Origin of the sequence: Amycolatopsis sp. QT-25 (assembly GCF_029369745.1) — a bacterium.
Lineage (GTDB): Bacteria > Actinomycetota > Actinomycetes > Mycobacteriales > Pseudonocardiaceae > Amycolatopsis.
Map to the genome: position 1 here is coordinate 5268054 of NZ_CP120210.1, position 26703 is coordinate 5294756.

The window sequence follows — 26703 nt, forward strand, 5'->3', positions numbered from 1 at the left end:
TACGCGTGACGCCAGTTAAGGTTGCCCTTGTCACCAAGATGATGGCGTAACTCCCGTCACATCCACCTCTTCTCCTCCGACGGATACCCGTTTTGGTGACGACCTGACGTCACACTTGTGTGATCCGCGTGTGCCGGGGAGGCGACTCTCAGGTTCGGTGAAATACGGTCGTCCCGTGCCCCGAATCCCGCTCCCTCGTACGCGAGGTGCGAAGCTCATCGCGCTCGCCGCGGTCGTGGTGGTCCTGGCCGCCGCGGCCGTCGTGTGGACGAACAGCGAACCGGCCCCGTCCGCGGTCAAGACCCAGGAAGCGACCTTCGACCTGCCCGAGACCCCGGGTTCGCCCGAAGTCGTCAAGATCGACACGACCACGTACCTCCCCGAGCGGACGCCCGCTCCCGCCGTCCTGCTCGCCCACGGTTTCGGCGGTGACAAGAACAGTGTCGCCACCGAGGCGCGCGAACTCGCCGAAAAGGGCTTCGTCGTGCTCGCCTGGTCCGCGCGCGGTTTCGGCCGCAGCACCGGGAAGATCGCGCTGAACGATCCCGACCGTGAGGTGGCCGACGCCAGGAAGCTGGTCGACAGCCTCGCCGCGCGGCCCGAAGTCCTCAGCGAGAACGGCGACCCGAAGTTGGCCGTGTCCGGTGCTTCCTACGGCGGCGCGCTTTCGCTGCTGCTCGCCGGGACCGACAAGCGGGTCGACGCGATCGCGCCGGTGATCACCTACAACGATCTCGCGCAGGGGCTTTTCCCGAACGCCGCTTCCGCCTCGCCGACGGCCGCCACCACTCCCGCCGCCGGCACGTTCACCGCGGACGGCGTCTTCAAGAAGTCGTGGGCGGGCATCTTCTTCTCCGCCGGTTCCGGCGCCGCGCAGGGTGGCTCCCCCGCGAACGACGCTCCGGAAGCCGGTGACGAGACGCGCGAGTCCGGCACGGCGCAGGCTGCGGGCGTGGCGGGTGCCGCGGCGCAGTCCCCGTCGCCCGGCGGCCCGGCCGGACAGCGGCCGCCGTCCGGCCCGGCCGACCCTTGTGGACGGTTCACCGCCGACGTCTGCCAGGCCTACACCGAACTCGCCACCACGGGCGAAGCGAGCCAGAAGACCGTCGACCTGCTCCGCCGTGTCTCCCCCGCGTCCGTGACGGACAAGATCACCGTGCCGACCCTGCTGGTGCAGGGGGAAAGCGACACCCTGTTCGGGTTGGACCAGTCCGACGCGACCGCCCGGCAGATCAGCGCGGCGGGTGGCGAGGTCCGCACGATCTGGTACACCGGCGGCCACGACGGCGGGAAGCCGGGACAGAAGCTGCGGGCACGGATCGCCGACTTCCTCGAGTTCTCGCTCACCGGCCAGGGCACCGATCCCGGGACCGGGTTCAGCTACGACATCCAGGGCACCTTGCGGGCCAACGGTGCTCCCTCGGTCCGGACCGTCACCGCGCCGGCGTACCCGGGAGCCACCGGGGCCGCCACCGAACGGCGGCGATTCACCTTGGCTGGTCCTGCCCAGCCCGTCGTCCGGCCCGCCGGTGGCAATCCCGCCGCGGTGAGCGGCATCCCCGGATTGAACGGGGCGGTGGCGGGTTCGTCCCGGCTGTCCGGACTGTTCAGTCTGGATCCACCGGGGCAGGCCGCGCAGTTCGCGACGCCGCCGCTCGACGCGCAGACGATCGTGGCCGGTTCGTCCACGGTCCGGCTGCGGATCTCCGCGGATCCGTCGGCCACGGCACCGCAGAAGGAAGCCGTCCTGTTCGCGAAGCTCTACGACGTCACCTCGGAAGGCGTCCGCACGCTTCCGGCCAACGCCGTCGCACCCTTCCGCGTTTCCGGGCTGCCCGCCGACGGTAGCCCGGTCGAGGTGACGGTGACCCTGCCGGGCATCGTGCGGCCCCTGGAGGCCGGGCACACCCTCCGATTGGTCGTCGGCACGACCGACCAGGCGTTCTCGACCCCGGTCGAGCCCGCCGTGTTCCGGATCGAGCTGGCGGATGGCGGGCAGCTCGGTGTCCCGGTCGTCCCCGGCAACTCGGTCGGCGCACCGGCTCCCCTCGCACAGCTGCTCGGGATCGGCGGCGCGCTGCTCGCGGGTATCGCGATCACGGTGCTCGCCGCGTTCCGCCGCCGCCGTGCCCACGACGTCGACGAGAGCCTGGCGAAGACGCCGCTGGTGATCGAAGGGTTGCGCAAGGCCTACGCGGGCGGTTTCGTCGCGGTGAAGGATCTGTCGTTCCGGGTCGAACCCGGTCAGGTGCTCGGTCTGCTCGGGCCGAACGGCGCGGGAAAGACGACGACGCTGCGCATGCTGATGGGGCTCATCACACCGACCGCGGGCACCATCCGCGTCTTCGGCCACCTCATCGCGCCCGGCGCGCCGGTGCTGTCCCGCATCGGGTCCTTTGTGGAGGGTTCGGGCTTCCTGCCGCATCTGTCCGGCAAGGAGAACCTGGAGCTGTACTGGGCGAGCACGGGCAGGCCGAGGGAGAAGGCGCACTTCGCCGAGGCCTTGGAGATCGCCGGGCTCGGCGACGCGGTGAACCGGCGGGTCCGCACCTACAGCCAGGGTATGCGGCAACGGCTCGCGATCGCGCAGGCGATGCTCGGCCTGCCGGAGCTCATGGTGCTCGACGAACCGACCAACGGACTGGACCCGCCACAGATCCACCAGATGCGTGAGGTGCTCCAGCGCTACGCGGCGACCGGACGCACCGTGGTGGTCTCGAGCCACCTGCTGGCCGAGGTCGAGCAGACCTGTACGCACGTGGTCGTGATGCATCGCGGCATGCTGGTCGCCTCGGGCGAGGTCGGCGAACTGGCCGCGTCCAGCGGTGAAGCGACGTTCCGCGTCGACAAGCCCGCCGAAGCGGCCGAAGCGCTGCGGAAGGTCGGCGGTGTTTCCGACGTCGACGTCGACGGCGAACTGGTGCACGCGGATCTCGACGGTCTCGCCCGCGCGGAGGCGGTCGCCGCCCTGGTGCGGGCCGGGGTCGCGGTCGAGCAGGCCGGGCCGCGGCGCCGTCTGGAAGACGCGTTCCTGCAGCTGGTCGGAGAGGACTCGAAGGGTGAGTAAGACCAATGGTTCCGGCCCGGCGACCCGGGCGGAGCACGGCGTGCACACCGATCCGGCGGCCCTGTTGGAGCTGACCGAGGTCGCGTCGCACGAACCGACCGAGGTCGGCCCGGACGGGGCGGTGGCGGGTTACCGCGCCGACCGGACGCTGCGGCTCGGCGTCGAACTGAAACGTCAGCTCAAACGCCGTCGGACCCAGCTCATGCTCGGGTTCGTCGCGCTGCTGCCGTTCGTCCTGGTGATCGCGTTCGAGATCGGGCAGGCCAATCCGAATCGCCGCAGCGGCGGGTTCGTCGACCTCGCGACCGCGAGCGCGCCGAACTTCGTGGTGCTCGCGCTGTTCGTCTCCGGGACGTTCCTGCTCCCGATGATCGTGGCGCTGTTCTACGGCGACACGATCGCGAGCGAGGCGTCGTGGTCCAGCCTGAAGTACCTGCTCGCGATACCGATCCCCCGGCATCGGGTGCTGCGGCAGAAGGCGATCGTCTCCGGCATCCTCTCCGCGGTCGCGCTGATCCTGCTGCCGCTGGTGTCGCTGGTGGTCGGCGTCGTCTGGTACGGCGCGGGCGACGCGATCAGCCCCACCGGGGACGCGGTGTCGTTCGGCGACAGCCTGGTGGCGATGGGGCTGGCGACGATCTACATCATCCTGCAGCTGGCGTGGGTGGCCGGGCTGGCGATGCTGCTCTCGGTCGCCACCGACGCCCCGCTGGGCGCCGTCGGCGGGGCGGTGATCGTCGCGATCGTTTCGCAGATCCTCGACCAGATCACCGCACTCGAAGGATTGCGGGACTATCTGCCGACGCATTTCGCGTTCTCGTGGATGGATCTGATCTCGACCGACATCGACTGGACGAACATGGCCAACGGCATGGTGTCGGCGGCGTTGTACGGCACGGTGTTCTTCCTCCTCGCCGGTCGCCGGTTCGCGACGAAGGACATCACCAGCTGAGAGCGTTTCCGCACCCGAAAAGCACCGGGCCCACCGGGAAGACGAAAACCTCTTCCCAGGTGGGCCCCGGTTTTCACGGACCGTGGCTACCTTCACCCGTTAGTGCCGGTAATCGGTGTTTCATGCGCATGAGAACATCGATTTCCCGGTCATCGACTCATTGGGTGAAAACCTCGCTTTCAGCTTCGGCGACCTCCGGGAAATCCTTATCTTCAGTGAAAGGTGCCAACGCGAGAAGAAAGCGGGGACTCACGCCATGACCCAGTCGATCGAGATCCCGGTCCAGGAATTCTCTCTTGATTGGACGATGAGTTCCGGCAAGGGCGGCCGGGTCGGCTTCGCCGTCTCGGGTCAGGTGACACTCCTCGACAACAAGCGGTTCTACAAGATCGACGGCGTCCTCTACATCTCCGAGGGCGGCGCCTACTGCCGCGACATCGGCAACCCGTATCTGTTCGTGCGCCGCAACGGTGTCGAGGAGAGCGGCAGGCAGTGGGGCTGGGAGACCATCTGCGGCCGCAAGTCCAGCAGCAGGCTCTGCGCGATGGACGCGTACTTCGTCCGCACCGGCTACTGGGCCCCCGCCGACCGGGCCATCCAGCTGAGCATCGGCGCCGAGACCGGCTGGAACCGCAAGCGGTCCTACAGCCCGACGATCACCGTGCGCCTCGCGGACTAGGCGGTCGGCTGGGTCGGCTGGGTCGGCTGGGTCCACGGTAGATCTCCGCCGGCTCCGGTACGGTCGGTTCATGGCCACCTCTTCGATCCGAGTGGAGGACGAAGGCGGGATCGCCGTCGTCACCCTGCGGCACGGCAAGGCGAACACCCTCGACACCGAGTTCTGCCGGGAACTGACCCTCCGGCTCGAAGACGTGCAACTCGGCGGCTATCGGGGGGTCGTGCTGACCGGCACCGGCGGCATCTTCTCGGCGGGGGTCGACCTGCGGCGGGTGCACGACGGCGGCGCGGACTATCTCGAAGACTTCCTGCCCGCACTGTCCGACGCGTTCCTCTCGGTGTTCGGCTTCCCCGGCCCGGTGGTCGCGGCCGTCAACGGCCACGCGATCGCCGGTGGGGCGGTGCTCGCCGCCGCCTGCGACCGCCGGATCCTCGCCGACGGCCCGAGTCGGATCGGGATCACCGAACTGCTCGTCGGTGTGCCGTTCCCGTTGGCGGCGCTGGAGGTCCTGCGCTCCGGGTTCGGCGCGGACGTCCTCGCCGAACTCGCGTTCCTCGGCGAGACCCACCTTCCCGAGGACGCGCTCCGGCTCGGCCTGGTGAACGAGGTGACCGCGCCCGAGACCGTACTGTCGCGAGCGGTGGAGGTGGCCAGGAAGCTCGCCGAGATCCCCACGGCCGCGTACGCGCACACGAAGGCGCAGCTGCACCGGCCCTTCCACGAGCGGATCGCCGAACACCGCACCGGCGACGACGCCCACGTCCTCGAACTGTGGAGCTCCCCCGAGGCACTCGCGGCCATCAAGGCCTACGTCGACCGGGTGCTCCGCGGCCGCGCCTGATCTTCGGGCTCGGCCGGATAGGCGATTGCCCACCGGCGGCGACTCTGTGAGTATCCGACCGCTCAACAGGTCCCGATGGGGAGGGCACGGATGCGGAAGCTCACGGCCGCGTGGTCGGTTCTGGCGATCACCGTTCTCGCACTGGCCGGGCTCACCCCGGCCGCGCAGGCGGCACCCGAGGACGTCGAAGACGCGCTGGGCCGGATCCCCGGCCTGACCGTCGTCTCGGAGGATCCGGCCCCGGCCGGGTACCGGTTCTTCAAGCTCACCTACACCCAGCCGATCGACCACCGCAGGCCCGGCCGCGGCACCTTCGAGCAGCGCTTCACGTTGCTGCACAAGGAATTCCGGTCACCGACCGTGGTGTACACGAGCGGATACAACGTCTCGCAGTCGCCCAACCGCTCGGAGCCGACGCAGCTCGTCGACGGCAACCAGCTGTCGATGGAATACCGGTTCTTCACTCCCTCGCGACCGGAGCGGCCGGACTGGGGCAAACAGCTCACGATCTGGCAGGCCGCCGCCGATCAGCACCGCGCCGTCGAGGCGTTCAAGCGGATCTATCCGGGCAAGTGGCTCGCGACCGGCGGCAGCAAGGGCGGCATGACGGCGACCTACTTCCGTAGGTTTTTCCCGGACGACGTCGACGCGACGATCCCGTACGTCGCGCCCAACGACGTCATCGACCCGCACGATCGCTACAACCGGTTCCTGGCGGACGTCGGCGACGATCCGGCCTGCCGTTCGGCGCTGAAGACGATCCAGCGTGACGTGCTGACCCGGCGCCCGGAGTTCGCGGCGCTCGCCGCCGCCGACGCGGCCAAGAACGGCTACACGTTCAAGACCGTCGGCTCGGCCGACGTGTCGCTGGAGATCTCGGTGATCGACTCGTACTTCGCCTTCTGGCAGTACCAGAAGCAGGCGGACTGCGCGACGATCCCGAAGGCCGGTTCCCCGGCGGCCGAGGTCTACGCCTGGTTCGAACGCGTGGAGAGCCTCAACACCTACTCCGACCAGAACCTCGAAATCTACGTCCCCTACTACTTCCAGGCTTCCTACCAGCTCGGCGCCCCGGAGTCCGATGAGGGCCACCTCCGGGACCTGCTGCGCTACCCGGGCGCCAACGTGTCGCGGACATTCGTGCCGAAATCCGTCGACATCCCGCGGTTCGACCACCTGGCGATGCCGGACATCGACTTCTGGGTGAAGTCGCGGGGGAAGCGGCTGATGTTCGTCTACGGCGAGAACGACCCGTGGAGTGCCGAACCCTTCCGGCTCGGCTTCGGCACGAAGGACTCCTACAGCTACACGGTGGAAGGCGGGAACCACGGCGCCCGGATCTCGCAGCTTCCCGCGGCTCAAGCCACCGAAGCGACGAACACCGTACGGCGCTGGGCCGGGCTGCCTCCGGTCACGCCCGGGGTGACCACCCGTTCGGCGCCCGCCGGGTTCCCGGACTTCGACGCCGACTTGACCATGCTGGAACGCCGTCGCCTCTGACACCCCCCGCGTTTCGTCCTCTGATCGCGCTACTTGCCCGCGCGGGGATCGCGATCAGAGGACGAACTGCGGCTACTTGATGCCGGCCGCGTCCATGCCGCGCAGCTCCTTCTTGAGGTCGGAGACCTCGTCGCGCAGCCGAGCGGCCAGTTCGAACTGCAGGTCGCGCGCGGCCTGCATCATCTGGTCGGTCATCTGCTGGATGAGGTCGGCCAACTGGGCGCGCGGCATCCCCGCGACGTCCTTGTCCACGAGCATCCCGGAGCTGCGCACGCGATCGCCCTGCTCGGGCTTCTTGCCGCGGGAGGAGTTCCGGCCCGAGCCGCCGACGGCGACGGACTCCGTGTCTTCGGCCTCGCTGTAGACGCGGTCCAGGATGTCGGCGATCTTCTTCCGCAGCGGCTGCGGATCGACACCGCGCTCCTCGTTGTAGGCGACCTGCTTGGCGCGGCGGCGATCGGTCTCGTCGATGGCGTGCCGCATCGAGTCGGTGATCTTGTCCGCGTACATGTGCACCTCGCCCGACACGTTTCGCGCCGCGCGGCCGATCGTCTGGATCAGCGACGTGCCACTGCGGAGGAAGCCCTCCTTGTCCGCGTCGAGGATCGCGACCAGCGAGACCTCGGGCAGGTCGAGCCCCTCCCGGAGCAGGTTGATGCCGACCAGCACGTCGTAATCGCCCGCACGCAGCTGCCGCAGCAGCTCGACCCGGCGCAGCGTGTCCACCTCGGAGTGCAGGTACCGCACCCGGATGCCCAGCTCCAGCAGGTAGTCGGTGAGGTCCTCGGACATCTTCTTGGTGAGCGTGGTGACCAGGACACGCTCGTCCTTCTCGGCCCGTTCGCGGATTTCGTGCACCAGGTCGTCGATCTGGCCCTCGGTGGGCTTCACGACCACCTTCGGGTCGATCAGGCCGGTGGGCCGGATGACCTGCTCGACGAACTCGCCGCCGGCCTGCCCCATCTCGTACGGCCCCGGCGTCGCCGACAGGTACACCGTCTGCCCGATCCGGTCGCTGAACTCCTCCCAGGTCAGCGGACGGTTGTCGACCGCGCTGGGCAGCCGGAACCCGAACTCGACCAGGTTCCGTTTCCGCGACATGTCGCCTTCGTACATACCGCCGATCTGCGGGACCGTCTGGTGTGACTCGTCGATGACCAGCAGGAAGTCGTCCGGGAAGTAGTCGATCAGGGTCGCGGGCGCGGTGCCGGCTTCACGGCCGTCGATATGCCGCGAGTAGTTTTCGATACCGGAGCAGAACCCGACCTGGCGCATCATCTCGATGTCGTACGCGGTGCGCATCCGCAGCCGCTGCGCTTCGAGCAGTTTGCCCTGCTTCTCCAGCTCCGCGAGCCGCTGCTCCAGCTCCGCCTCGATGCCGTGGATGGCCTTCTCCATCCGCTCCGGGCCGGCGACGTAGTGCGTGGCCGGGAAGATGCGGACCTCGTCGACCTCTTTCACGATGTCGCCGGTGAGCGGATGCAGGTAGTACAGCTTCTCGATCTCGTCGCCGAAGAACTCGACGCGGATCGCCAGCTCTTCGTACGCCGGGATGATCTCGACCGTGTCGCCGCGGGCACGGAAGGTGCCGCGTGCGAAGGCGATGTCGTTGCGGGTGTACTGCACGTCCACCAGGGCGCGGAGGAAGACGTCCCGGTCGAGCTGTTCGCCGACCTTCAGCTTCGAGGACCGGTCCAGGTACGACTGAGGCGTACCGAGGCCGTAGATGCAGGAGACACTCGCGACCACGATGACGTCGCGCCGGGACAGCAGGTTCATCGTCGCCGAGTGCCGCAGCCGCTCGACGTCGTCGTTGATCGACGAGTCCTTCTCGATGTAGGTGTCCGTCTGCGCGATGTACGCCTCGGGCTGGTAGTAGTCGTAGTAACTGACGAAGTACTCGACCGCGTTGTGCGGGAACAATTCCTTCAGCTCGTTCGCCAGCTGCGCGGCGAGCGTCTTGTTCGGCGCCATCACCAGCGTGGGACGCTGCACGCGCTCGATCAGCCAAGCCGTCGTCGCGGACTTGCCGGTACCCGTGGCGCCGAGCAGCACGATGTCCTTCTCGCCCCCGTTGACCCGGCGTTCGAGCTCGTCGATGGCCGCCGGCTGGTCACCGGCGGGCTTGTACTCGCTGACCACCTCGAACCGGCCACCGGTCCGGGGGATGTCGGTGACGGGGCGGAAGTCCGACTGGGCGAGCACGGGGTGTTCGGTTGCGAAAGCCACGTCCTCCAGAGTAGGCGCTGGGTCCGACAGTTTCCGTTTCGCCTGGTCGGGATCAGCAGGAGCAGTCACAACAGTTGCAGCAGTCACAACCGTCACAGTTGTTGCACCAGGCCTCGTGCGGCTTCCCGCTCCAGGCCCCGGGAAACGGGTCCCGGCAGCAGAACTGGCACGAACAGCACATGTAGCTCGCCACCGCGCAACCGAAGAAGAACCCCCTCGGCTGAGCGGGCACCCGGAACTTCGGCGTCCAGCAGCAACCGCCCTGACCGTTGGTCGGCGCGCCGCCGTGTTTCCGCTTCTCCTTCGGCGGCTCCTGCGGCGGACCGCCGCCGGGAGCGCCCGGCGGCGGAGGCGGCGGTTGGTGACCGCCCTGCGGATACCGCTGGGAAGGATAGGGCTGGTGGGGGTGCTGATGGGGATGCCGCTGCGGCTGGGGGCCGGGCCCGATCCAGCCCGGCGGCGGCTGCCGCGGACCGTGACCGGTGAGGTTGTGCCCGAAAGCGCGTCGCACCGCTTGCCGCAGTTCGTGGACCAGGAGGGCGTGCACCAGCTTGGGCTGATCGAAGGCCACCTCGCGGAGGGCGAGTTCGACGCCGAGCACGGCGTCCTCGCACAGCCGACGAGCCTCGGTCAGCCCGGTTCCGGTGGCCGCCAGCGGATTCCACGCGCCGGCGGCCTCGTCCTCGGCGAGATCCTCGACGGCGTCCAGCAGATGCGCGGCCCGGCCGAACAGGCGTCCGGCCTCGGCCAGCGGCGCGGCGTTCTCCGGACGCCCCGCCAGCACGGCGGTGTGGGCGAACGCGGCGGCTGTCGCCAGCTCGGCGGGTTCAGTGGCGAGGACGGCCGAATCACCGAGCCGGACGGCGTTTTCGAGCTCGGCCTGCCGGTCGACGGCCTCGGTCAGGACCGCCGTGTCGAAGCCGACCCGGATGCCCGTGCGGCTCCCCTGATCCGCCCACCGCGTCGCGACCCGCCTCGCGGCGAGAGCGACTGAGCGCCGCGCGAAGGCGCCGTCACGGTCCTCGACGTGGTCACTGATCTTGGCCGAGGCCAGCACCAGGGAGACCGCCGCCGCGAGCTGGGCTCCGCCTCCCTTCGCGACCGACGTCCCCTTCATCGCCCGAAGCGGGCAAGGGCCGGCGTCGCGCCGTCCCTCCGCACGGGGCGACTGGGCTTCGACGAGTGCCGAGATGAGCAAGCCGTCGTAGTTCGTCACCATGCGGGCGAGCTGTCCGTGTTCGTCGCGCAGTGCCAGGCAAAGGCCGCACAGATGGGCGAGCCAGTCCGCGTGCAGGCCCGCGGAGAGCCGGTGACGGCACGGCCTGATGATCCCGAACATACTTGACTCCCACTCACCCTGATGGCGGAACCAGCGCACCTTATCCGCCGATGTGGCACTACTCCCGTGCGACGGCGAAACCGTGATCATCCACCCGGTTGGGTGGTGTTCGCGGACGTCGCCGCCTCCCAAGATGGGCGCATGACCGCGCTGCACCCGCCCAAGGTCGAGTACTTCGACCCCGCCGCGAAGACCAACACCGATCCGAAGGGCTTCGTGAGGGACGTCGACGAGTACCGCGAAGAGCCCTTCGGCCTCTACATGGCACGGCCGGCCCCAGGGCGGCGACAGTTCCACTACATCGAGTCCTGGCTGCTGCCGGGGCTCGGTCTCCGGATCACCGATTTCTGGTTCAACCCCGGCCACGAACGCGATCAGGACTTCTACCTCGACGTCGTCGACATCCGCCGCGAGAACGGCGTCTGGATCGCCACCGACCTTTATCTGGACCTCGTCCTGCGGGACAGGAAATCCGTCCGGGTGATCGACACCGACGAACTGCTCGCCGCGGTCACCGGCGGGCTGATCTCCCCCGCCGACGGCGAACGCGCGCTGGGCGTCAGTCACACGACCGTCGACGGGCTGGCCACCCACGGCCACGATCTGCGCGGCTGGCTGTCCACGAAGGACATCGCACTCGGCTGGCGACGGCACTGACCGGCTGTCATCCGTCCTTCGGTTGATTCCGCCTCAGTCCTTCGGCGAGCGAACGCCGACCGGCCGACGGATTCCAGAACGGGCACTTCCGCGGGACTCTCGATCACAGGTGAAACCGATCGAGAGGAGGCGGATACCCGTGGTCGTCGAGACCGAGGGACTCCGGGAACGATCCGGTGAGCGAGAGCGCGCGGAGGTCGCGCCCTTCGCCAGGACACCGGTGCTGGCGATCGCCGGAGCGATGGGGGCGGTACTCGCGGCGACGGCCGGCCGTTACGGCTACTTCGGCGACGAACTGTACTTCCTGGCGGCCGGTCGGCATCTGGACTGGGGGTATGCCGACCAGCCGCCGTTGTTGCCACTCCTGGCGCGGCTGATGGACACGTTCGGCGCCGATTCGCCGTTCGTCCTGCGGATTCCGGCGATGCTGGCGATGGTCGCCGGTGTCGTGCTCACCGCGTTGATCGCCAGGGAGCTGGGCGGTGGCCGCAAGGCGCAGATGATCGCGGCGGCGGCCTTCGCGGTGTCGCTCCAGATGCTCGGCAGCGGGCACTACCTGGCGACCAGCACGATCGACCCGTTCCTGTGGACGCTGCTGCTCTGGCTGCTCGTCCGGTGGGTACGGATCCGCGCGGACGGGCTCCTGCTCTTCAGCGGCGTGGTGACCGGATTCGCGCTGAACACGAAGTTCCTCATCGGGGCGTTCTGGGTCGTCGCGCTGGTCGCCGCGGTGGCGTCCGGTCCCCGCGATCTCCTCCGTCGTCCGGCGCTCTGGCTCGGCGCGCTGATCGCCGCCGCGATGATCGCGCCCACCCTCGGCTGGCAAGCGGCCAACGGATGGCCACAGTTGACGATGGGCGCGGCGATCTCCCAAGAGGTCTCGGCGGACTGGGGCGGGCGGGCCACCTTCGTCCCGACCCTGGTGACGAGCGCGGGCGTGCCGATCGGGATGGTCCTGGTCTGCTACGGACTGTGGCGGCTGCTGCGCTCGGAACGCCTGCGGCCGTACCGGTTCCTGGGGTGGACCGCGCTCGGGTTACTCGCCGTGTTCCTGCTGGCGAACGGCCGTTACTACTACGCGGCGGGGATGTTCGCCCCGCTGTTCGCCGCCGCGTCGGTGGAGATCGAAGCGGGTCGGGCGTCGAAGTACTGGCGCTGGATCGCCACTTGGCCGGTGTACCTGGTGGCCGCCGTGATCGCGATCCCGCAGGCGCTTCCGATCCTCCCGCGGTCCGCCCTGGCGACCGCCCCGGACTGGGCGCGGCCGGTCTTCGCCGGCGAAGAGATCGGCTGGCGGGAGATCACGGAGTCGGTGGCACAGGCGTACCGGGCCGTTCCCGAACCATCGCATACCGGCATCATCGCGGCGAAGTACTGGCAGGCCAGCGCGATCGACCACTATGGCCCGGAGCTCGGGCTTCCGTCGCCGTCGAGTCCCAACCGCGGCTATGTGACGCTGCCGAGGCCGCCGGAATCGGCACGCGACATCCTGTTCGTCGGGAACGACCCTTCGGGACTCGTGCCGTACTTCACGCGAGTGCGTGAGGTCGGCGCGCTCGACAACCGGGCCGGGGTGCAGAACGTGAGTCAGGGCATGAAGATCTGGCTGGCCACCGGCCGGAACGGGCCCTGGGACACGGTATGGCCGAAACTCGCGGACTGGGGCTTCTGAGCCTCGCCGGGTCGGACCCGGCTCACGGGGTCCAGCCGGTCGACTCCGCCCAGGCTTCGGCGCGCGTGAAGGCAGCGTCGACCCAGACCTGTTTCTCGTCGGTGTATCCCTCGACCGTCCCGTCGCCGGCGTGCTTCGCGGCCATGTCGTTCTTGACCGCGGCGTAGGCGGCACGTTCGTCCGGGTTCTGCCGCAGCCATTCCGGGAACAGCAGCGCGAGCCGCCAGGCCGGCGTCTCCTGGGAGCGGACGTGCAGGTTGACCGGGCGGCGCGGATCGCCACCGAAGTGGAACCGCTTGGGCCAGGTGCCCTCTTCGCCGTGCGCGTCGTCGAACCATTCGCCTTCCGCACGCGGGAACCCGGCGTCGGAAAGCCGTTCGGCCAGCTCGTCGGCCTTGTCCAAAGTGGACACCGTCAGCTGCAGGTCGAGGATGTCCTTGGCCGGCAGCCCCGGTACGGAGGTCGAACCGAGATGATCGACCCGTACGGCGTCGTCACCCGCCACCACGCGGATCCGCGCGAGTGCCCGCTCGGCCTGCACGGGCCAGGTCTCGTCGTACGGCGCGATCTTCGGCGACATCGGCGCCCGCGGTTTGCGGAGCCGCACGTTCGCCTCGAACGGGGTCAGCCGGTCGGCCCACAACGCGTCGACGTCCGCGAGCACGATGTCGGGCGCCCCGCTGTTGTCGAACCAGACGTCGGCCACGGCCCGGCGCTGATCGGTCGTGGCCTGCGCCTTGATCCGGGCCCGCGCGTCGGCCTCGGCCATGCCCCGTGCTTCGACAAGACGGCGGACGCGGACCTCCTCCGGCGCGTCGACCACGAGGACGAGGTGGTACATCGGCGCGAGCCCGCCCTCGACCAGCAACGGGATGTCGTGGACGACGATCGCGTCCGGCGCCGCGGCCGCCATCAACTCCGCGGTCCGGGCGCCGACCCTCGGATGGACGATCGCATTCAGCCGATTGCGCGACTCTTCGTCGGCGAACGCCTTGGCGGCGAGCGCGGCGCGGTCGAGCGAACCGTCGGAGGCGAGGATGCCTTCCCCGAACGCCTCGACGAGCTCGGCGAGCCCCGGTGTCCCCGGCTCGACGACCTCCCTGGCGATCTTGTCGGAATCGACGATGACGGCACCGTGCTCGGAAAGCCGGTTCGCCACCGTCGATTTTCCGGCGCCGATCCCGCCGGTCAGGCCCACACGCAGCATGCCGCTCAGCCTAATGGCGCGACGCGGCTCGACCGCTCAGGGCCACCGAACAGCCACGCCGGACACAACCGGGTGCAAAACGCAAGTTCATCGTGACGCGTTACACGACCTTTAGGGGTGACACGCCGGGCGGTTACGCGGCTTCGAGAGCTTGATTGCGTACCGTGCGCGGCGAAGATAGCCCACACGGAGGAAAGATGGCAGACGGCAAGCACGTCGGACGGCACCGGCTCGGAACGCCGGGGCTGGTGCACTGTGTCCTGCATCGTCCCGTGGCCGAGGCCCTCGCCGAATACCGGCGCACGTGGTTCAGCGCGCTGCTGATCCCCGCCCGGCACAGCTTCGCCGGGCTCCGCCGCCGAGCCCGCGCCGCCGCGCTCGAACACGTCTGGGTGCCGGCCGTCCGGCCCGCCACCTCCTGACCCCCGCGACTAGGCACCTACTTGCGCTGATCTTTCGCGCAATTCGGCACCTGGTTGCGATCCTTGCGCGCGCAAGGATCGCAACCAGGTGCCGAATTGCGGAAGTCAGGGGCAAGACAGCGGCCCCGGTCCGTGTCGGACCGGGGCCGCTGTCTGTCAGCTAACGGCTGAGCGCCTGGATCACGCGCCGCCCGACAGCTTCTCGCGGAGAGCCGCGAGCTGCTCGTCGCTGGCGAGCGTGCCGCCGCTCTTGGCCTCGGCCGGAGCGGAGGTGTAGCTCTGCTCGCCCGAGTCGCTCGAGGAGGTGACACCGGTCGCTGCGTCCGCGGCGGCCTCGGCGTCGGCCTCGGCGGCCTTGACGACCTGCTTCATGTGAGCCTCGTAGCGGGTGTGAGCCTCGGCGTACTGACGCTCCCACTCCTCACGCTGCTTGTCGAAGCCTTCCTGCCACTCCTGGGTGTCCGGGTCGAAGCCTTCGGGGTAGATGTAGTTGCCCTCGGCGTCGTACTCGGCGGCCATGCCGTACTGGGTGGGGTCGAACTCGGTCTCCGGCGTGACGCCCTCGTTCGCCTGCTTCAGCGACAGCGAGATGCGACGACGCTCGAGGTCGATGTCGATGACCTTGACCATCACGTCGCCGTTGACCTGGACGACCTGCTCCGGGATCTCCACGTGGCGCTCGGCCAGCTCGGAGATGTGCACCAGGCCCTCGATGCCCTCTTCGACGCGCACGAACGCACCGAACGGGACGAGCTTGGTGACCTTGCCCGGCACGATCTGGCCGATCGCGTGGGTGCGGGCGAACTGACGCCACGGGTCTTCCTGGGTCGCCTTCAGCGACAGCGAGACGCGCTCGCGGTCCATGTCGACGTCCAGGACCTCGACCGTGACCTCCTGGCCGACCTCGACGACCTCGGAGGGGTGGTCGATGTGCTTCCAGGACAGCTCGGAGACGTGCACCAGGCCGTCGACGCCACCCAGGTCCACGAAGGCACCGAAGTTGACGATGGACGACACGACACCCTTGCGGACCTGGCCCTTGGCGAGCGCGTTGAGGAACTCGCTGCGCACCTCGGACTGGGTCTGCTCCAGGTAGGCGCGGCGGGACAGGACCACGTTGTTGCGGTTCTTGTCCAGCTCGATGATCTTCGCCTCGAGCTCGCGGCCGACGTAGGGCTGCAGGTCGCGCACGCGGCGCATCTCGACCAGCGACGCGGGCAGGAAGCCGCGCAGGCCGATGTCCAGGATGAGGCCGCCCTTGACGACCTCGATGACGGTGCCCTTGACGGGCTCGTCCTTCTCCTTGAGCTCCTCGATCGTGCCCCAGGCGCGCTCGTACTGCGCACGCTTCTTGGACAGGATCAGGCGGCCTTCCTTGTCCTCCTTCTGGAGAACCAGGGCTTCGACCTCATCGCCGACGGTGACAACCTCAGCCGGGTCGACATCGTGCTTGATGGAGAGCTCGCGCGAGGGGATGACACCCTCGGTCTTGTAGCCGATGTCGAGCAGGACCTCGTCACGGTCGACCTTGACGATGGTTCCTTCGACGATGTCGCCATCGTTGAAGTATTTGATCGTCTTGTCGATCGCTGCGAGGAAGTCTTCCTCCGACCCGATGTCGTTGATGGCGACTTGCGGGGCCCCGACGGGGGCGGTCGGGGCGGTGGCGGTGTCGGTCGTCATTAGGCGGGTTGCTCCGGTGGATGGGAAGTAGTGGGTTTGCGGTTAGGGCACCGTGGGCTCGTCCGACATGAGGCGACCACATTTGCAAACGTCCACAGGGAACGACCGCGAGCATCACCGCATACGGTGCGCGACCCCCTGACCCGGACGCTGAGCGAACCGGGGGAAAGAGCAGCGCGAACCCACTGCGCTAACAGATATCCTACGCGGCCCCCTGTACACGGCACAATCAGGGTCTCCCCCACGAACACGGCGGGCGGATAAGCTGTGCCGCGAAGCCCTGACCTGGGGAAAGGATACCGGTTTGAGTCAGCAGTCCGCCACGGAGCCCGAACGGCACGCAGCGGCCGAGGAGCGGCTCGGCACCGCGGGGGTCGCCTACCGGGCGGTTTCCGCTCCCGAGGCGACGGCCGCGAACCTGGCGTGGTGGGACGCCGACGCCGACGACTACCAGGCGACCCACGGCGCCTTCCTCGGCGACAGGGATTTCGTCTGGTGCCCGGAAGGCGTCCGCGAGGCCGACGTGGCACTCCTGGGCGAAGTGGGCGGCAAGCGGATCCTCGAGGTCGGCTGCGGGCAGGCGGCGTGTGCGCGCTGGCTCGCCGCGCAGGGCGCCGAGGCGGTGGCGACCGACCTGTCGGCGGGCATGCTGCGGCACGCGAGGGAGGGCAACGAGCGCACCGGCACCCCCGTCCCGCTCGTACAGGCGACGGCGGAGTCGCTCCCCTTCGCCGACGCGAGCTTCGACGCGGCCTGCTCGGCCTTCGGCGCGGTGCCGTTCGTGGCGTCGGTGGACGTCGTGTTCGCCGAAGTCCACCGGGTGCTCCGGCCGGGTGCCCGCTGGGTGTTCTCGGTGACCCATCCGATGCGCTGGATCTTCCCCGACGACCCCGGTCCGCAGGGCCTCACGGTCACCCAGCCGTATTTCGACCGCACGCCGTACGTCGAGGTCGACGAAGAGGGCGTCGCGACCTACGTCGAGTACCACCGCACGATCGGCGACTACGTCCGCGCGCTCGCCGACGCCGGTTTCGCGCTGACCGACCTCATCGAGCCCGCCTGGCCGGAGGGCCACTCCCGCACCTGGGGTCAGTGGAGCCCGTTGCGCGGCAAGCTCTTTCCCGGCACCGCGATCTTCTGCACCCGGCGGGGATGACGTCGGCGGCGGAGCGGCAACGGGCGCGGTTCGCCGCGCTCGACCCGCTGCTTCCGTCGCCGCCCCCGCTCCCGCCCGGTGAACCTTTGGAAGCGGGCGGCGCCATCGGGACGGTCGCGCACGTACGGTTCGCGGCGGGTTCCTGGCAGCGGCTCTGGAGTCCCGCGCGTCTCCGGATCCTGTCGGCGGTCCTCCCGGCCGACGCCGGCGCGGGAATGAGCGCACTGCTGTCCGCCTGGCGCGAGCGGATCGCGCCAGGCGACGCCGAACCCGACTCGGCGTGCACGGTCACCTGGCCCAGCCGGGACCTGGCGGTCCTGCGGGCCCTGCTCGACCACGGGCTCGCGCCGCAGCTGGCGCTGGCCGTCCGCGCGCCCGCCGGGGGCGACGCGCATACCGTGCCGGGCGTGACCGTCCGGGAGTCCTCGGGCGGCGACCTGGAGGAGATCGTCGATCTCCGCTTCGAGGAGCTTCGCTACACCTCGTTCGTCGGTCACGGCGTCGTCCGGCCAGGGGCCAAGGCCCTGCTCGCGGAGGAGGTCCGGCGTGGCCTGCAGTTCGGCGGCCGCGTCTGGATCGCCGAGGAGGAAGGCGTCACGGTGGGCATGGTGACCAGCGGAAGACGCTCCCCGATCCCCGGCGACGCGCTCGCCGGGCGGCTGCCGCCGGGTGAGTGGGGCCATGTCGGGACGCTCGCGGTCACCGCCGCCGCACGGGGCCGCGGTATCGGGCGCGCGCTGACCGCCGTCGCGCACGACGAGCTGTTCTCGCCTTCGCTGCGCGGTACCTTCGTCTCGTACAATCCGGCCAATCCGCTTTCCCCGGTGTTCTGGCACCGGCAGGGTTATCGTCCACTGTGGACGACGTGGGCGGTCCGCCCCGCGGCGGCCCTGCGCTAGCGGTGCCCGGCGCGGTCGACCCTGGGGGCGGGATGGAAATCGAGAAGACGTTGCTCGACGCGCACCGCACCCGGTTCGCGGAGATCGACGGGCTCCTGCCCGAAGCGCCCCCGCCCCCGGTCGTCGGCGAGCGCGTGGACGCCGCCACGGCGTCGGGCGTCCAGGTCACCGGTGTGGTGCAGCGGCAGTTGCACGGTCCGGACGACATCCCCCTGCTGTGGTCGGCCGCCGACGTGCGGCAGCTGTTCCCGTTCATCGGCGGCACCGGCACCGAGGGCATGGACGTGCTGTTGCGCGCGTGGCGGATGTGGATGGACGCCGAATCCCCCGGCGAGGACTCGTCGTGCGTGGTCAACTGGCCGAGCCGGGACGCCGAGGCGATCCGGGCCTTCCTCGACCACGGCCTCGTGCCGATGTCCGCGCTCGCCGTGCGCACCGGAGGCCGCCGCGACGACCCGGCCGTCGACGGGGTGGCCGTGCGCCGGGCCCGGCAAGAAGACTTCGACGACGTGCTCGCGATGGCCGTGTCGACCCACGACTACATCGGCCAGGTCGCCACCCGGCACCGCTCCAACGCCGCCGAGCTGCTGGCCCCGGCACTGGAACGCGCGCTCGACAAGGACGCCCCGCTGCTGTGGCTGGCCGAACGGGACGGCATGGTCGCCGCGTTCGCGCACGCCGCCTGGGTCCTCTCGGCACCGGGGTCGGCCGAGGCCGAACTGCTCCCCCACGGCCGCTGGGGGTACGTCAACAACGTCGTCACCGTGGCGGGCCTGCGCGGGAGCGGGCTCGGCCGCGCGCTGATGTCCGTGGTCCACCGGGAGTTCACCGGCGACGGAGCGGACGGCACGTACCTCTACTACAACCCGACCAACCCGCTTTCTTCGGTGTTCTGGCACCGGCAGGGTTATCGTCCACTGTGGACCTCCTGGGAGGTCCACCCGGCTTCGGCGCTGCGTTAGCCGTAAGGCTGCGCCAGTCGTCCGGTTTGCGGCGGTTTCGTCACTCATGCGTGTGACATAGGCCCCCTGCGGTTGTATCCCTCCCAGGTCGGGGCTAACTTTTGAACTGACCAGTCAGTTCAGTTCGCGAGTCACCGACCTGGGAGTTCTTCGTGCGGGTTCAAGCCGACAGGGTGTCCGTGACCGGACCCCACGGCACGTTGCTGTCGCCTACCTCGCTCACGGTTTCGGGCGGTGAGCTGGCGATCGTGCACGGCGAGCCAGGGGTCGGCGTCACCGCCTTCGGGCTGGCGCTGGCGGGCAGGCTGAAGCCCGCCACCGGGACGGTGACCGTCGAGGGCGGTGCCCCGCGGAAGGTCGTCGCGGTCGTCGACTCCCCCGGCGTCAGCGAGCCCGACGACGCGCTCACGCTGCAGGTCGTCGTCGGAGAGGAACTCGAACTGGCGAAACGTCCGGCGAACAAGGCCGCGGTCACGAGCTGGCTGGCCGAGCACGACGCGGCCGCCTTCGCCACCACCCGTTTCGAAAACATCGAAGCGACGACGCGCACGAGGCTGCTGACGACTCTCGCGGCGCAGCGCGAGGGCATCGGCGTACTCGTCCTCGACACTCCGGACAGGCACACCAGCGACGTCGGCGGCTGGGCGCGACTCGCCCGCGAGCACGCCGAACGCGGTCTCGCCGTCATCGTGCTGACCGCCACCACCCCGGTTTCGGCCCTGCCGCAGCGGCCCGCCCTTCTCGGCGGCCTCGAGCAGCCCGACCCCGTGCGCCACGCGCCGGTCGAGGCCCTGCCGGCTGACACCGAAGAGACCGAGAAGACACCAGGAGACCAGGAATGAACCCCGTCCGGATCGCCGCCAACGAGCTGCGCCGGCTGTCCGCCGGCACGCTGCCGAAACTCGCCATGGTCGCGCTCGTCCTGGTGCCGCTGTTGTACGCGTCTCTCTACCTCTACGCGAACTACGACCCCTACTCGCGGCTGGACAAGCTCCCCGCGGCGATGTTCACCGTCGACGCCGGCTCGAAGGATTCCGCCGGCGCCGAACGCAACATCGGCCGCGAGGTGACCGACGAACTGGTCAATTCCGGCACCTTCCAGTGGCACGAAACCTCCCCCGGCGAAGCCGCCAAGGGCGTCCGCGACGACACCTACTCGTTCGCGATCGGCATCCCGCGCGACTTCTCCGCGGCGCTGCTGTCCTCGGGCAACCTTCAGCCGCAGCAGGCGACGATCACGTTGACCACCAACGACGCCAACAACTATCTGTCCGGCACCATCGCGAAACAGGTCGCCGAGCAGGTGCGCAAGACGATCGCGGAGAAGGTCGGCAGCGAGGCGGCGGACAAGTTCCTCATCGGCTTCTCCACCATCTACGGCAAGACCCAGGAGGCCGCGACGGGCGCCTCACAACTCGCCGACGGCGCGGGCGAACTCCAATCCGGTCAGCGGCAACTGGCGGACGGCGCCACCCAGCTCGCCTCCGGCAGCGCACAGCTGGCCACCGGGCTCGGCACCCTGAAATCCAGCACCGCCCAGCTTCCCGCCCAAACGAAGAAGCTCGCCGACGGTGCCGGCCAAGTCGCCGACGGAAACCAGAAGGTCGCCGTCGCGGCCTCACTCGCCGCGACAGCGTCCGGCGACATCCAGGCCAAGCTCGACGGCTACCGCACCCAGCTGACGAAGGATCTGCGCGACGCCGGTGTCCCCGAGACCGGTGTCCAGGAGATCCTGGGCCGCCTGGACCAGCTCCGGTCGCCGGTGGACGAGGCGAACACGAAGATCCAGGGTGCGAACACCCAGCTCACCCAGCTCGCCTCCGGCGCACGCCAGGTGTCCGACGGCGCACACGCGCTGGCCTCGGCCACACCCCAGCTCACCAGCGGCATCTCACAGGCCGCCGACGCTTCGGCGCGGATCCGTGACGGCGCCGCGAAGCTGAACGACGGGGAGAAGACCGCGGTGACCGGCACGAACCAGCTCGCCGACGGCGCGGTGAAACTGCGTGACGGACTCGCCGCCGGGCTCAAGGACATCCCGAACCCGGACGACCCCACCCGCGCGGCCACCGCGAACACCATCGCCGATCCGGTGGCGGTCAACTCCTCCGGTGTCGCTTCGGCCGGGACCTACGGCGCGGGCCTCGCCCCGTTCTTCATCTCGCTCGCCACCTGGATCGGCGCGTTCGTGTTGTTCCTGTTGCTGCGCCCGCTGTCGACGCGCGCGCTGACGGCGGGCGCGTCACCGTTCAAGGTCGCGCTCGGCGGCTGGCTTCCCGCCGCCCTGCTGGGGATCGCGCAGGTGCTCGTGCTGTTCGGCGCGGTGACGTGGCTGGTCGGCATCGACGTCGCGCATCCACTCGGCGCGATCGGGTTCGCCGTGCTGGTGTCGCTCACCTTCACCTCCGTGGTGCACGCGCTGAACGCCTGCTTCGGCGCGGTCGGGAAGTTCCTCGGCCTGGTGCTCCTGGTGCTGCAACTGGTCAGCGGGGGCGGGACGTTCCCGTGGCAGACCATCCCGGACGCGCTCTATCCCCTGCACATCGTGCTGCCGATGGGTTACGCGATCGACGGGTTCCGGAATCTGCTCTACAGTGGCGCCTCGATGGAGATCCTCGGTGACATCGGCGTCCTGCTCGCCTATCTCGTCGGCGGCATCCTGCTGTCGACCCTGGCCGCGCGGAAACGGCGCACCTGGACGGTGTCGGCGCTGAAACCCGAGCTGGCGTTGTGAGCCCCCGGGGTGCGGCGACGAAGCAGAAGTTGTTCGAGGCGACGCTGAGGCTGTCGGCCAGCCGCGGCCTCGTGGGGCTGACGGTGGACGACATCGCGGCCGAGGCGAAGGTCGCCAAAGGCACCGTCTACTACAACTTCGGCAGCAAGGACGGTCTCGTCGACGCACTGCTGCGCTACGGCGTCGGCGTGCTCGCGGACCGGCTGCGCGCGGCCACCGGCGACGGCGACCCGATGGACGTGATCGAGTCGCAAGTGGACGGTGCGCTCGAGTTCATCGCCGAATACCCCGGTTTCTCCCAGATCCTGGTGAGCGAGATGTGGCGCACGCCGGGGACCTGGCACGAGACGCTGACCTTGCTGCGCGAGGAGATCATCTCGATCGTGCGCGAACAGCTCCACCGGCTGGACGCCGCCGGGCGGCTGCCCGACGGCGTCCAGATCCCGACGGCCGCGGCCGGCTTGTTCGGCACGATGCTGGTGGTCGCCCTCGACTGGCAGGTGTTCCAGCCGAAGCGGACGCGGGCGGACGTGCGGGAATCGGTGATGGTGCTGGTCCGGGGCCTCGGGCGCTAGGCCTCCGTGTCCCGGGTCCACTTCAGCTTGACCTCGAAGTTGCCTTCCAGCCCGGTTTTCGCGATCACGGCACCCGCTTGCGCGGTCAGCTTGACGCCGAACTTGAGCTCGACCTCGTCCGGCCCCCTGGTCATCGACCGGAAGGTGTCCAGTGCCGCCGTGGCCGCCTCCTTCACGTTCGCCAGCGCCACCTCGAACGACACCTTGGCGTCCTCGACCAGGTCGTCGCGCCGGGAGACGCGGGAGGTGCCGGGGACGGGGTCGATCTCGACGACCACCGAACCGCCGCCTTCGAGCGGGAACCGAGCCAGATCGTTCACCGGTACTCCTTCACTGTCCACAGGGGATTTTCAACCATTCGCCCGGCTGGATGCTCTTCCGGACGTCTTCGAGTTGCTTCAGCAGGGTGCCCAGCCGGTCCCGGTTGCTCAGGTACTCCAGGACGGCGCGGTGGAAGGCGCCGGTCATCGTCGCGGGCATCAGGTCCGAGGCGTCGAAGCACAGGGCGGCCGCCGAGGTGATCGTGTCCGCGACCCGCCTGCTCACCTGATCCGGATAGACGTCGAGACCGAGTTTCCGGTTGGCGGAGAACGCGTTCGCGCGGGGGATCGACGGCCAGATCCGCTGTGCCTTCTCCGAGGCCAGGAACTCGATCAGCTTCCGGGCCTGTGGCGTGTCCTGGAACATCCCGGCGAGGTCGGCGGCGACCTCGGAGACGTCGCGTCCCGGAAAGGACAGGAAGTCGAAGTCGGTGCCGGGCTCGGGGAGCGTCCCGTCCGGTCGCTGGAAGTTCTGGTAGCGGCTCATGACGAACGACGCCTGGTGTTCGAGCGCGCATCCCGGCGGCTCGGTGAACATCGCCTTGCCCGCGTCGCCGAAGTCGGTCAGCAGCGCGGCCGCGGTGCCGCCGCGGATCGCGGCGGGCTCGAGCACGGAACCCCAGTCTTGCCAAGCCTTTTCGACTTCCGGCGAGGTCCACGGCAAACCGCCGGACGCCCATTGCCGGTACTTGTCCGGTCCCGCCGAGTGCAGCAGGATGTCCTCGATCCAGTCGGTTCCCGGCCAGCCCGAGGTGGGCGGGGCGCCCATCCCGACGCACCAGGGGGTGCCGCCGGCCGCGGTCAGTCCGGCGGCATACGCGCGAAGCCCTTCGAACGTCGTCGGGCGGATCCCGGTCAGCCGCGCCGGGTCGTACCAGATCAGGCTCTTGAGATCGGCCTTCACCGCGACCGCGTACAACTTCTGGGTGCCGATCTGCTGCAGGGTGACCCACTGCGCGCTGAACGACCGGGTCACCGCGGCGGAGAGGGCGTCGTCGAGCGGCAGCAGAGCACCCGACTTCTGGTACTTCGCCAGCACCCCGGCGTTGGGCAGGACGGCCACGTCCGGCGGTGTGCCGCGTTGGACGTCCGACGCGAGCACCTGGTCGACGGCACGGGTGCCCTCGTAGAGGTAGCGGATCCCGGTCTCGGCCTCGAACGCGTCCAGTACCTGCCGAAAAGCCGTTTCCTCGTTCCCGGTCCAAGACGCGAGGACGACGACCGGCCCGGCTTCCGCCGACGCCGAACAGCCGCCCGCGACCAGCGAGAGCGCCGTCACCACGGCCAGCAGGCGGTTCACGGGCGATACCGGTATTCGTCGATCCGGGCGTGCAGCCCGAGCAGGACCAGTGCGCCCGCGAGCAGGGTGCCCGCCGGGATCAGGAACTCCCGCCCGCCGGATTCGGCCGCGGCGGAGGCCTCGGCCGCCACCGCCTTCGCCCCCGCCGTGGCCACCCGGGTGTTGTCCGTCTCCACCGAGGTGGTCTGCCGTGCCCGCTCCCGGAACTCGTCGACGGTCACTCCGCATCCCTGCTCCTCGTCGCAGTAGTCGGCCAGCAGGTCGGCGAGCCGTCGCTGGCCGTCGTCGTCGGCCGCCTCGATCTGCGCGGACCGCGCGGCGACGACGCCGTCGAGCCGTTTTCCGACCGAGTCCAGCCGGTCCCGGCTGACCAGGGTGAACACCAGGGCGACCCCGATGGCGGCGATCAGCGCGGTCGCCACCAGCAGCGGGACGTTCACCACGCGGCGGAATCGTTTCCTCAGGTAGAGCTGGGTGAGGACCAGCAGCACCAAGAGGGCCAGCACCGGCAGCAGCCACAGCGGGAGCATCGCGGGGCTCATCCCGGTGGACGACAGTTGCCGGTTCAGCGCGTCGCGTTGCTTGCCCTGCAACGCTTCCAGCTCCTCCAGGACACCGCCCGAAGCGTGCAGAAGCCGTGAGGCGTGCCAGAGGTCGACCGCGCCCAGCACGGCCGCGTCCGGCTGACGGAAGTGCACGTCGGCCTGCCCGATGGAGCCCGAGTAGGCCGCGACCTGGCTTTCCACCACTTGCAGCGCGTTACCGCCCGCCGCACCCGCCTGGTTGAACTCCGCGACCCGCGCGAGGCTCTGGCTCGCCAGCGCCAGCTGATTCGAGTACTCCTGTCCCGGCCCGGCGAGTCTCGCCTCGCCGGAGGCGAAACTCTTGATCGCGGCGGCGTCGGCGGCCACCAGCGCGGCGCGCGCGGCGGTCACTTCGAGCACCGCCTGCGCGGTCCGGTCGCGGACGGTTTCGGCCGTCTTGTGGACGTTCTGGAACGCCCACAGCGAGACCACCAGGACCGCGAGGGTGAGCGCCAGCAGGGCGGTGCGGAGCCGGACCAGCCGGACGCGGGTCGCCGTCACGAAACCCCCTCGCCGAACGGTCTTCCGCAGCCGACGCAGAAGTTCGCCCCGGCGGGGGAAAGAGCGGGGCAGCCGGCACAGGCGACCGGTGACGCGTCGGGCATCGGCCGATCTTCCTGCGGAAGGGCTATTTCCGAAACCTTCGACGGGATGACGACGTGCAGCACGTGGCTGCGGGTCGCGTCCGGCCGCAGGCGCACGCGCCCTTTCCCGGCGTCCAAGATCTCCACGACGCCCGCGAGACGGGTGAGCGTCTCTTCATCGCCCGCGGCGGTGGCCATCGCGACCGCCCGGCCCCACTCCCGCTCGGCTCCGGCCCGGTCCCCCGCCGCGTAGGCGTCGCCGCCCGCGGTCAGCGCCTCGCCGAGATCGGCCTGCGCGGCGTACTTCGAGACCATCGGGTGAATCAGCGTCGGCGGGATCGGATCGTGGGTCCATCGCCCCGCGATGGCCAGCGCGTCTTCCTCGATCGTGGCGCCGGAAACGGGGACGAGTTCCGCCCACGCCAGCTGACGGTCCTGACCGTGGGTGGGTTCGAGATCCGGATCGAGGTCGAGGATCAGCTGGTAGTCCCGCGTCTCGTCGCTCGCGAACGAGCCGAGCGAGAGCTCCAGTTCGCGGACGGCGACCTCGTGGCAGCGGTCGGTGAGGTCGTACTCGTCGGGGAACACCTGCTTGATCGACCGCAGCCTGCTGAACGGCATGGTGCCGACGCGCAGCCGGACCTCGGGCAGCACCTTGGTCATCGCGCTCTCGACGAGCCGCCGGAAGTCCTCCGCGAGCTCGTCGTCCTCGACGATGGAATCGACGTTCCCGCGCAGCACCCGGCCGATCTGGGTGAGTTCGGCGGGTTCCCAGCCGTCGCCGATCCCTCTGGCGTCGCAGACGAACCGGCCCTCGCAGCTGTCCAGCACGCTCATCAGATCGGCCCTGGTCTGCGAATCGTTGCGGCCGTCGGTGAGGAGGATCGCGTGGCGGACGGCGTCGGGTACGCCTTCGAAGAGGTCGCGTGCCTTCGCGAGCCAGGTGCCCATCGCGGTGCCGCCGACGGCCGCCAGGTGCTCGACCGCGGCGCGTGCCTCCGCCCGGGTCGCCGCGGAGGCGGTCACCAGGCCGTCTTCGGCCGGGTAGATCATCTTCGCGCGGTCAGTGCCCTGGACGACGGCGAACCGCACACCGTCCGGGAGGACGTCGATGGCCGCCGCCGCCGCCCGCCGGGCTTCGCCGATCTTGGTGCTGGGAAAGCGCATCGAACTGGAGCAGTCGATCAGCAGGACCTCGGCGGCCGTCCTGGCCACGGCCGCCTCTCCGCCGCGGGAGACCACCCGGACGATCGCCGTCATCGCCCGGTCCCCCACCGCCAGGAACTTGTTCTGGTGCACCTCGATGCCGAGGCTCGGCTCCCCGCTCATCGCTCCCCTTTC

General features: G+C 69.6%; 22 protein-coding genes. 14 read left to right on the top strand and 8 right to left on the bottom strand.

What is annotated here, in order from left to right; all coding sequences use genetic code 11:
- The first annotated feature begins 175 nt into the window (after positions 1-175).
- The 5 genes from P3102_RS24290 to P3102_RS24310 all read left to right on the top strand — a co-directional run bounded on the left by P3102_RS24290 (position 176) and on the right by P3102_RS24310 (position 7039).
- Positions 176-3067, top strand: coding sequence for an alpha/beta fold hydrolase (locus P3102_RS24290; RefSeq protein ID WP_276362022.1), 2892 nt, complete (start codon positions 176-178; stop codon positions 3065-3067).
- Entirely contained in the window at positions 3060-4019 is a 960-nt protein-coding gene (locus tag P3102_RS24295; RefSeq protein ID WP_276362024.1) for an ABC transporter permease, read from the top strand. Before P3102_RS24290 ends, P3102_RS24295 begins: the two co-directional genes overlap by 8 nt.
- Positions 4020-4275: 256 nt before the next feature.
- Positions 4276-4698: a hypothetical protein gene (locus P3102_RS24300; protein ID WP_276362025.1), complete on the top strand. Its 423-nt coding sequence runs from the start codon at positions 4276-4278 to the stop codon at positions 4696-4698.
- Between the two features lie 70 nt (positions 4699-4768).
- A complete protein-coding gene (locus tag P3102_RS24305; RefSeq protein WP_276362027.1) occupies positions 4769-5539 on the top strand; it encodes an enoyl-CoA hydratase/isomerase family protein in 771 nt (256 codons plus the stop codon).
- Positions 5540-5629: 90 nt separating this feature from the next.
- On the top strand, positions 5630-7039 hold the full coding sequence (locus tag P3102_RS24310; RefSeq protein ID WP_276362029.1) for a S28 family serine protease: 1410 nt from the start codon (positions 5630-5632) through the stop codon (positions 7037-7039).
- A gap of 72 nt (positions 7040-7111) precedes the next feature.
- Here P3102_RS24310 and uvrB read toward each other — a convergent pair whose 3' ends face one another.
- Both uvrB and P3102_RS24320 read right to left on the bottom strand, forming a co-directional pair.
- Positions 7112-9268, bottom strand: coding sequence for an excinuclease ABC subunit UvrB (gene uvrB / locus P3102_RS24315; RefSeq protein ID WP_276362030.1), 2157 nt, complete (start codon positions 9266-9268; stop codon positions 7112-7114).
- 52 nt (positions 9269-9320) lie between these two features.
- The gene (locus P3102_RS24320) at positions 9321-10607 is read right to left on the bottom strand and encodes a DUF5685 family protein (protein WP_276362032.1); all 1287 of its coding nucleotides are present in this window, start codon (positions 10605-10607) and stop codon (positions 9321-9323) included.
- Between the two features lie 141 nt (positions 10608-10748).
- Here P3102_RS24320 and P3102_RS24325 point away from each other — a divergent pair, with 141 nt between their 5' ends.
- Complete coding sequence (locus tag P3102_RS24325) at positions 10749-11264, top strand: DUF402 domain-containing protein (protein WP_276362033.1); 516 nt, start codon at positions 10749-10751, stop codon at positions 11262-11264.
- Positions 11265-11403: 139 nt separating this feature from the next.
- Complete coding sequence (locus P3102_RS24330; protein WP_276362035.1) at positions 11404-12936, top strand: glycosyltransferase family 39 protein; 1533 nt, start codon at positions 11404-11406, stop codon at positions 12934-12936.
- Positions 12937-12958: 22 nt separating this feature from the next.
- On the opposite strand, the gene coaE is transcribed toward P3102_RS24330, so the two are convergent.
- Positions 12959-14143 carry a dephospho-CoA kinase gene (coaE, locus tag P3102_RS24335; RefSeq protein ID WP_276362036.1) on the bottom strand — a complete coding sequence of 395 codons (1185 nt, stop codon included), beginning with the start codon at positions 14141-14143 and terminating at the stop codon, positions 12959-12961.
- Between the two features lie 197 nt (positions 14144-14340).
- On the opposite strand from coaE, the gene P3102_RS24340 reads away from it, so the two are divergent.
- A complete protein-coding gene (locus P3102_RS24340; RefSeq protein ID WP_276362038.1) occupies positions 14341-14565 on the top strand; it encodes a hypothetical protein in 225 nt (74 codons plus the stop codon).
- Positions 14566-14745: 180 nt separating this feature from the next.
- On the opposite strand, the gene rpsA is transcribed toward P3102_RS24340, so the two are convergent.
- Entirely contained in the window at positions 14746-16248 is a 1503-nt protein-coding gene (gene rpsA / locus P3102_RS24345; RefSeq protein ID WP_276362040.1) for a 30S ribosomal protein S1, read from the bottom strand.
- Between the two features lie 304 nt (positions 16249-16552).
- Between rpsA and P3102_RS24350 the strand changes: the two genes are divergently transcribed.
- The 6 genes from P3102_RS24350 (at position 16553) to P3102_RS24375 (ending at position 22574) form a co-directional block, all read left to right on the top strand.
- The gene (locus P3102_RS24350) at positions 16553-17404 is read left to right on the top strand and encodes a class I SAM-dependent methyltransferase (RefSeq protein ID WP_276362042.1); all 852 of its coding nucleotides are present in this window, start codon (positions 16553-16555) and stop codon (positions 17402-17404) included.
- On the top strand, positions 17401-18303 hold the full coding sequence (locus tag P3102_RS24355) for a GNAT family N-acetyltransferase (protein WP_276362043.1): 903 nt from the start codon (positions 17401-17403) through the stop codon (positions 18301-18303). The genes P3102_RS24350 and P3102_RS24355 overlap by 4 nt, the downstream gene beginning before the upstream one ends.
- Before the next feature lie 32 nt (positions 18304-18335).
- Positions 18336-19265, top strand: coding sequence for a GNAT family N-acetyltransferase (locus tag P3102_RS24360; RefSeq protein WP_276362045.1), 930 nt, complete (start codon positions 18336-18338; stop codon positions 19263-19265).
- Between the two features lie 152 nt (positions 19266-19417).
- Positions 19418-20107, top strand: a complete 690-nt coding sequence (locus P3102_RS24365; protein WP_276362047.1) for an ABC transporter ATP-binding protein — start codon at positions 19418-19420, stop codon at positions 20105-20107.
- A complete protein-coding gene (locus tag P3102_RS24370) occupies positions 20104-21999 on the top strand; it encodes a YhgE/Pip domain-containing protein (RefSeq protein ID WP_276362049.1) in 1896 nt (631 codons plus the stop codon). The genes P3102_RS24365 and P3102_RS24370 overlap by 4 nt, the downstream gene beginning before the upstream one ends.
- Positions 21996-22574: a TetR/AcrR family transcriptional regulator gene (locus tag P3102_RS24375; RefSeq protein WP_276362051.1), complete on the top strand. Its 579-nt coding sequence runs from the start codon at positions 21996-21998 to the stop codon at positions 22572-22574. Before P3102_RS24370 ends, P3102_RS24375 begins: the two co-directional genes overlap by 4 nt.
- On the opposite strand, the gene P3102_RS24380 is transcribed toward P3102_RS24375, so the two are convergent.
- The 4 genes from P3102_RS24380 to P3102_RS24395 are packed head-to-tail and all read right to left on the bottom strand — an operon-like array spanning position 22571 to position 26691.
- Positions 22571-22894, bottom strand: a complete 324-nt coding sequence (locus P3102_RS24380) for a CU044_2847 family protein (RefSeq protein ID WP_276362053.1) — start codon at positions 22892-22894, stop codon at positions 22571-22573. The genes P3102_RS24375 and P3102_RS24380 overlap by 4 nt on opposite strands.
- Before the next feature lie 10 nt (positions 22895-22904).
- Positions 22905-24194 carry an ABC transporter substrate-binding protein gene (locus P3102_RS24385; protein ID WP_276362055.1) on the bottom strand — a complete coding sequence of 430 codons (1290 nt, stop codon included), beginning with the start codon at positions 24192-24194 and terminating at the stop codon, positions 22905-22907.
- Positions 24191-25279, bottom strand: coding sequence for a hypothetical protein (locus P3102_RS24390; RefSeq protein WP_276362057.1), 1089 nt, complete (start codon positions 25277-25279; stop codon positions 24191-24193). The genes P3102_RS24385 and P3102_RS24390 overlap by 4 nt, the downstream gene beginning before the upstream one ends.
- Positions 25276-26691, bottom strand: a complete 1416-nt coding sequence (locus tag P3102_RS24395; protein WP_276362058.1) for a VWA domain-containing protein — start codon at positions 26689-26691, stop codon at positions 25276-25278. Before P3102_RS24395 ends, P3102_RS24390 begins: the two co-directional genes overlap by 4 nt.
- Positions 26692-26703 lie beyond the last annotated feature (12 nt).

What these genes read in the sequence shown, in the direction of transcription:
- P3102_RS24300 (WP_276362025.1), top strand. Translation starts at nt 4,276, where the DNA reads ATGACCCAGTCGATCGAGATCCCGGTCCAGGAATTCTCTCTTGATTGG.
- P3102_RS24305 (WP_276362027.1), top strand. Translation starts at nt 4,769, where the DNA reads ATGGCCACCTCTTCGATCCGAGTGGAGGACGAAGGCGGGATCGCCGTC.
- P3102_RS24310 (WP_276362029.1), top strand. Translation starts at nt 5,630, where the DNA reads ATGCGGAAGCTCACGGCCGCGTGGTCGGTTCTGGCGATCACCGTTCTC.
- P3102_RS24320 (WP_276362032.1), bottom strand. Translation starts at nt 10,607, where the DNA reads ATGTTCGGGATCATCAGGCCGTGCCGTCACCGGCTCTCCGCGGGCCTG.
- P3102_RS24325 (WP_276362033.1), top strand. Translation starts at nt 10,749, where the DNA reads ATGACCGCGCTGCACCCGCCCAAGGTCGAGTACTTCGACCCCGCCGCG.
- coaE (WP_276362036.1), bottom strand. Translation starts at nt 14,143, where the DNA reads ATGCTGCGTGTGGGCCTGACCGGCGGGATCGGCGCCGGAAAATCGACG.
- P3102_RS24340 (WP_276362038.1), top strand. Translation starts at nt 14,341, where the DNA reads ATGGCAGACGGCAAGCACGTCGGACGGCACCGGCTCGGAACGCCGGGG.
- rpsA (WP_276362040.1), bottom strand. Translation starts at nt 16,248, where the DNA reads ATGACGACCGACACCGCCACCGCCCCGACCGCCCCCGTCGGGGCCCCG.
- P3102_RS24355 (WP_276362043.1), top strand. Translation starts at nt 17,401, where the DNA reads ATGACGTCGGCGGCGGAGCGGCAACGGGCGCGGTTCGCCGCGCTCGAC.
- P3102_RS24360 (WP_276362045.1), top strand. Translation starts at nt 18,336, where the DNA reads ATGGAAATCGAGAAGACGTTGCTCGACGCGCACCGCACCCGGTTCGCG.
- P3102_RS24370 (WP_276362049.1), top strand. Translation starts at nt 20,104, where the DNA reads ATGAACCCCGTCCGGATCGCCGCCAACGAGCTGCGCCGGCTGTCCGCC.
- P3102_RS24395 (WP_276362058.1), bottom strand. Translation starts at nt 26,691, where the DNA reads ATGAGCGGGGAGCCGAGCCTCGGCATCGAGGTGCACCAGAACAAGTTC.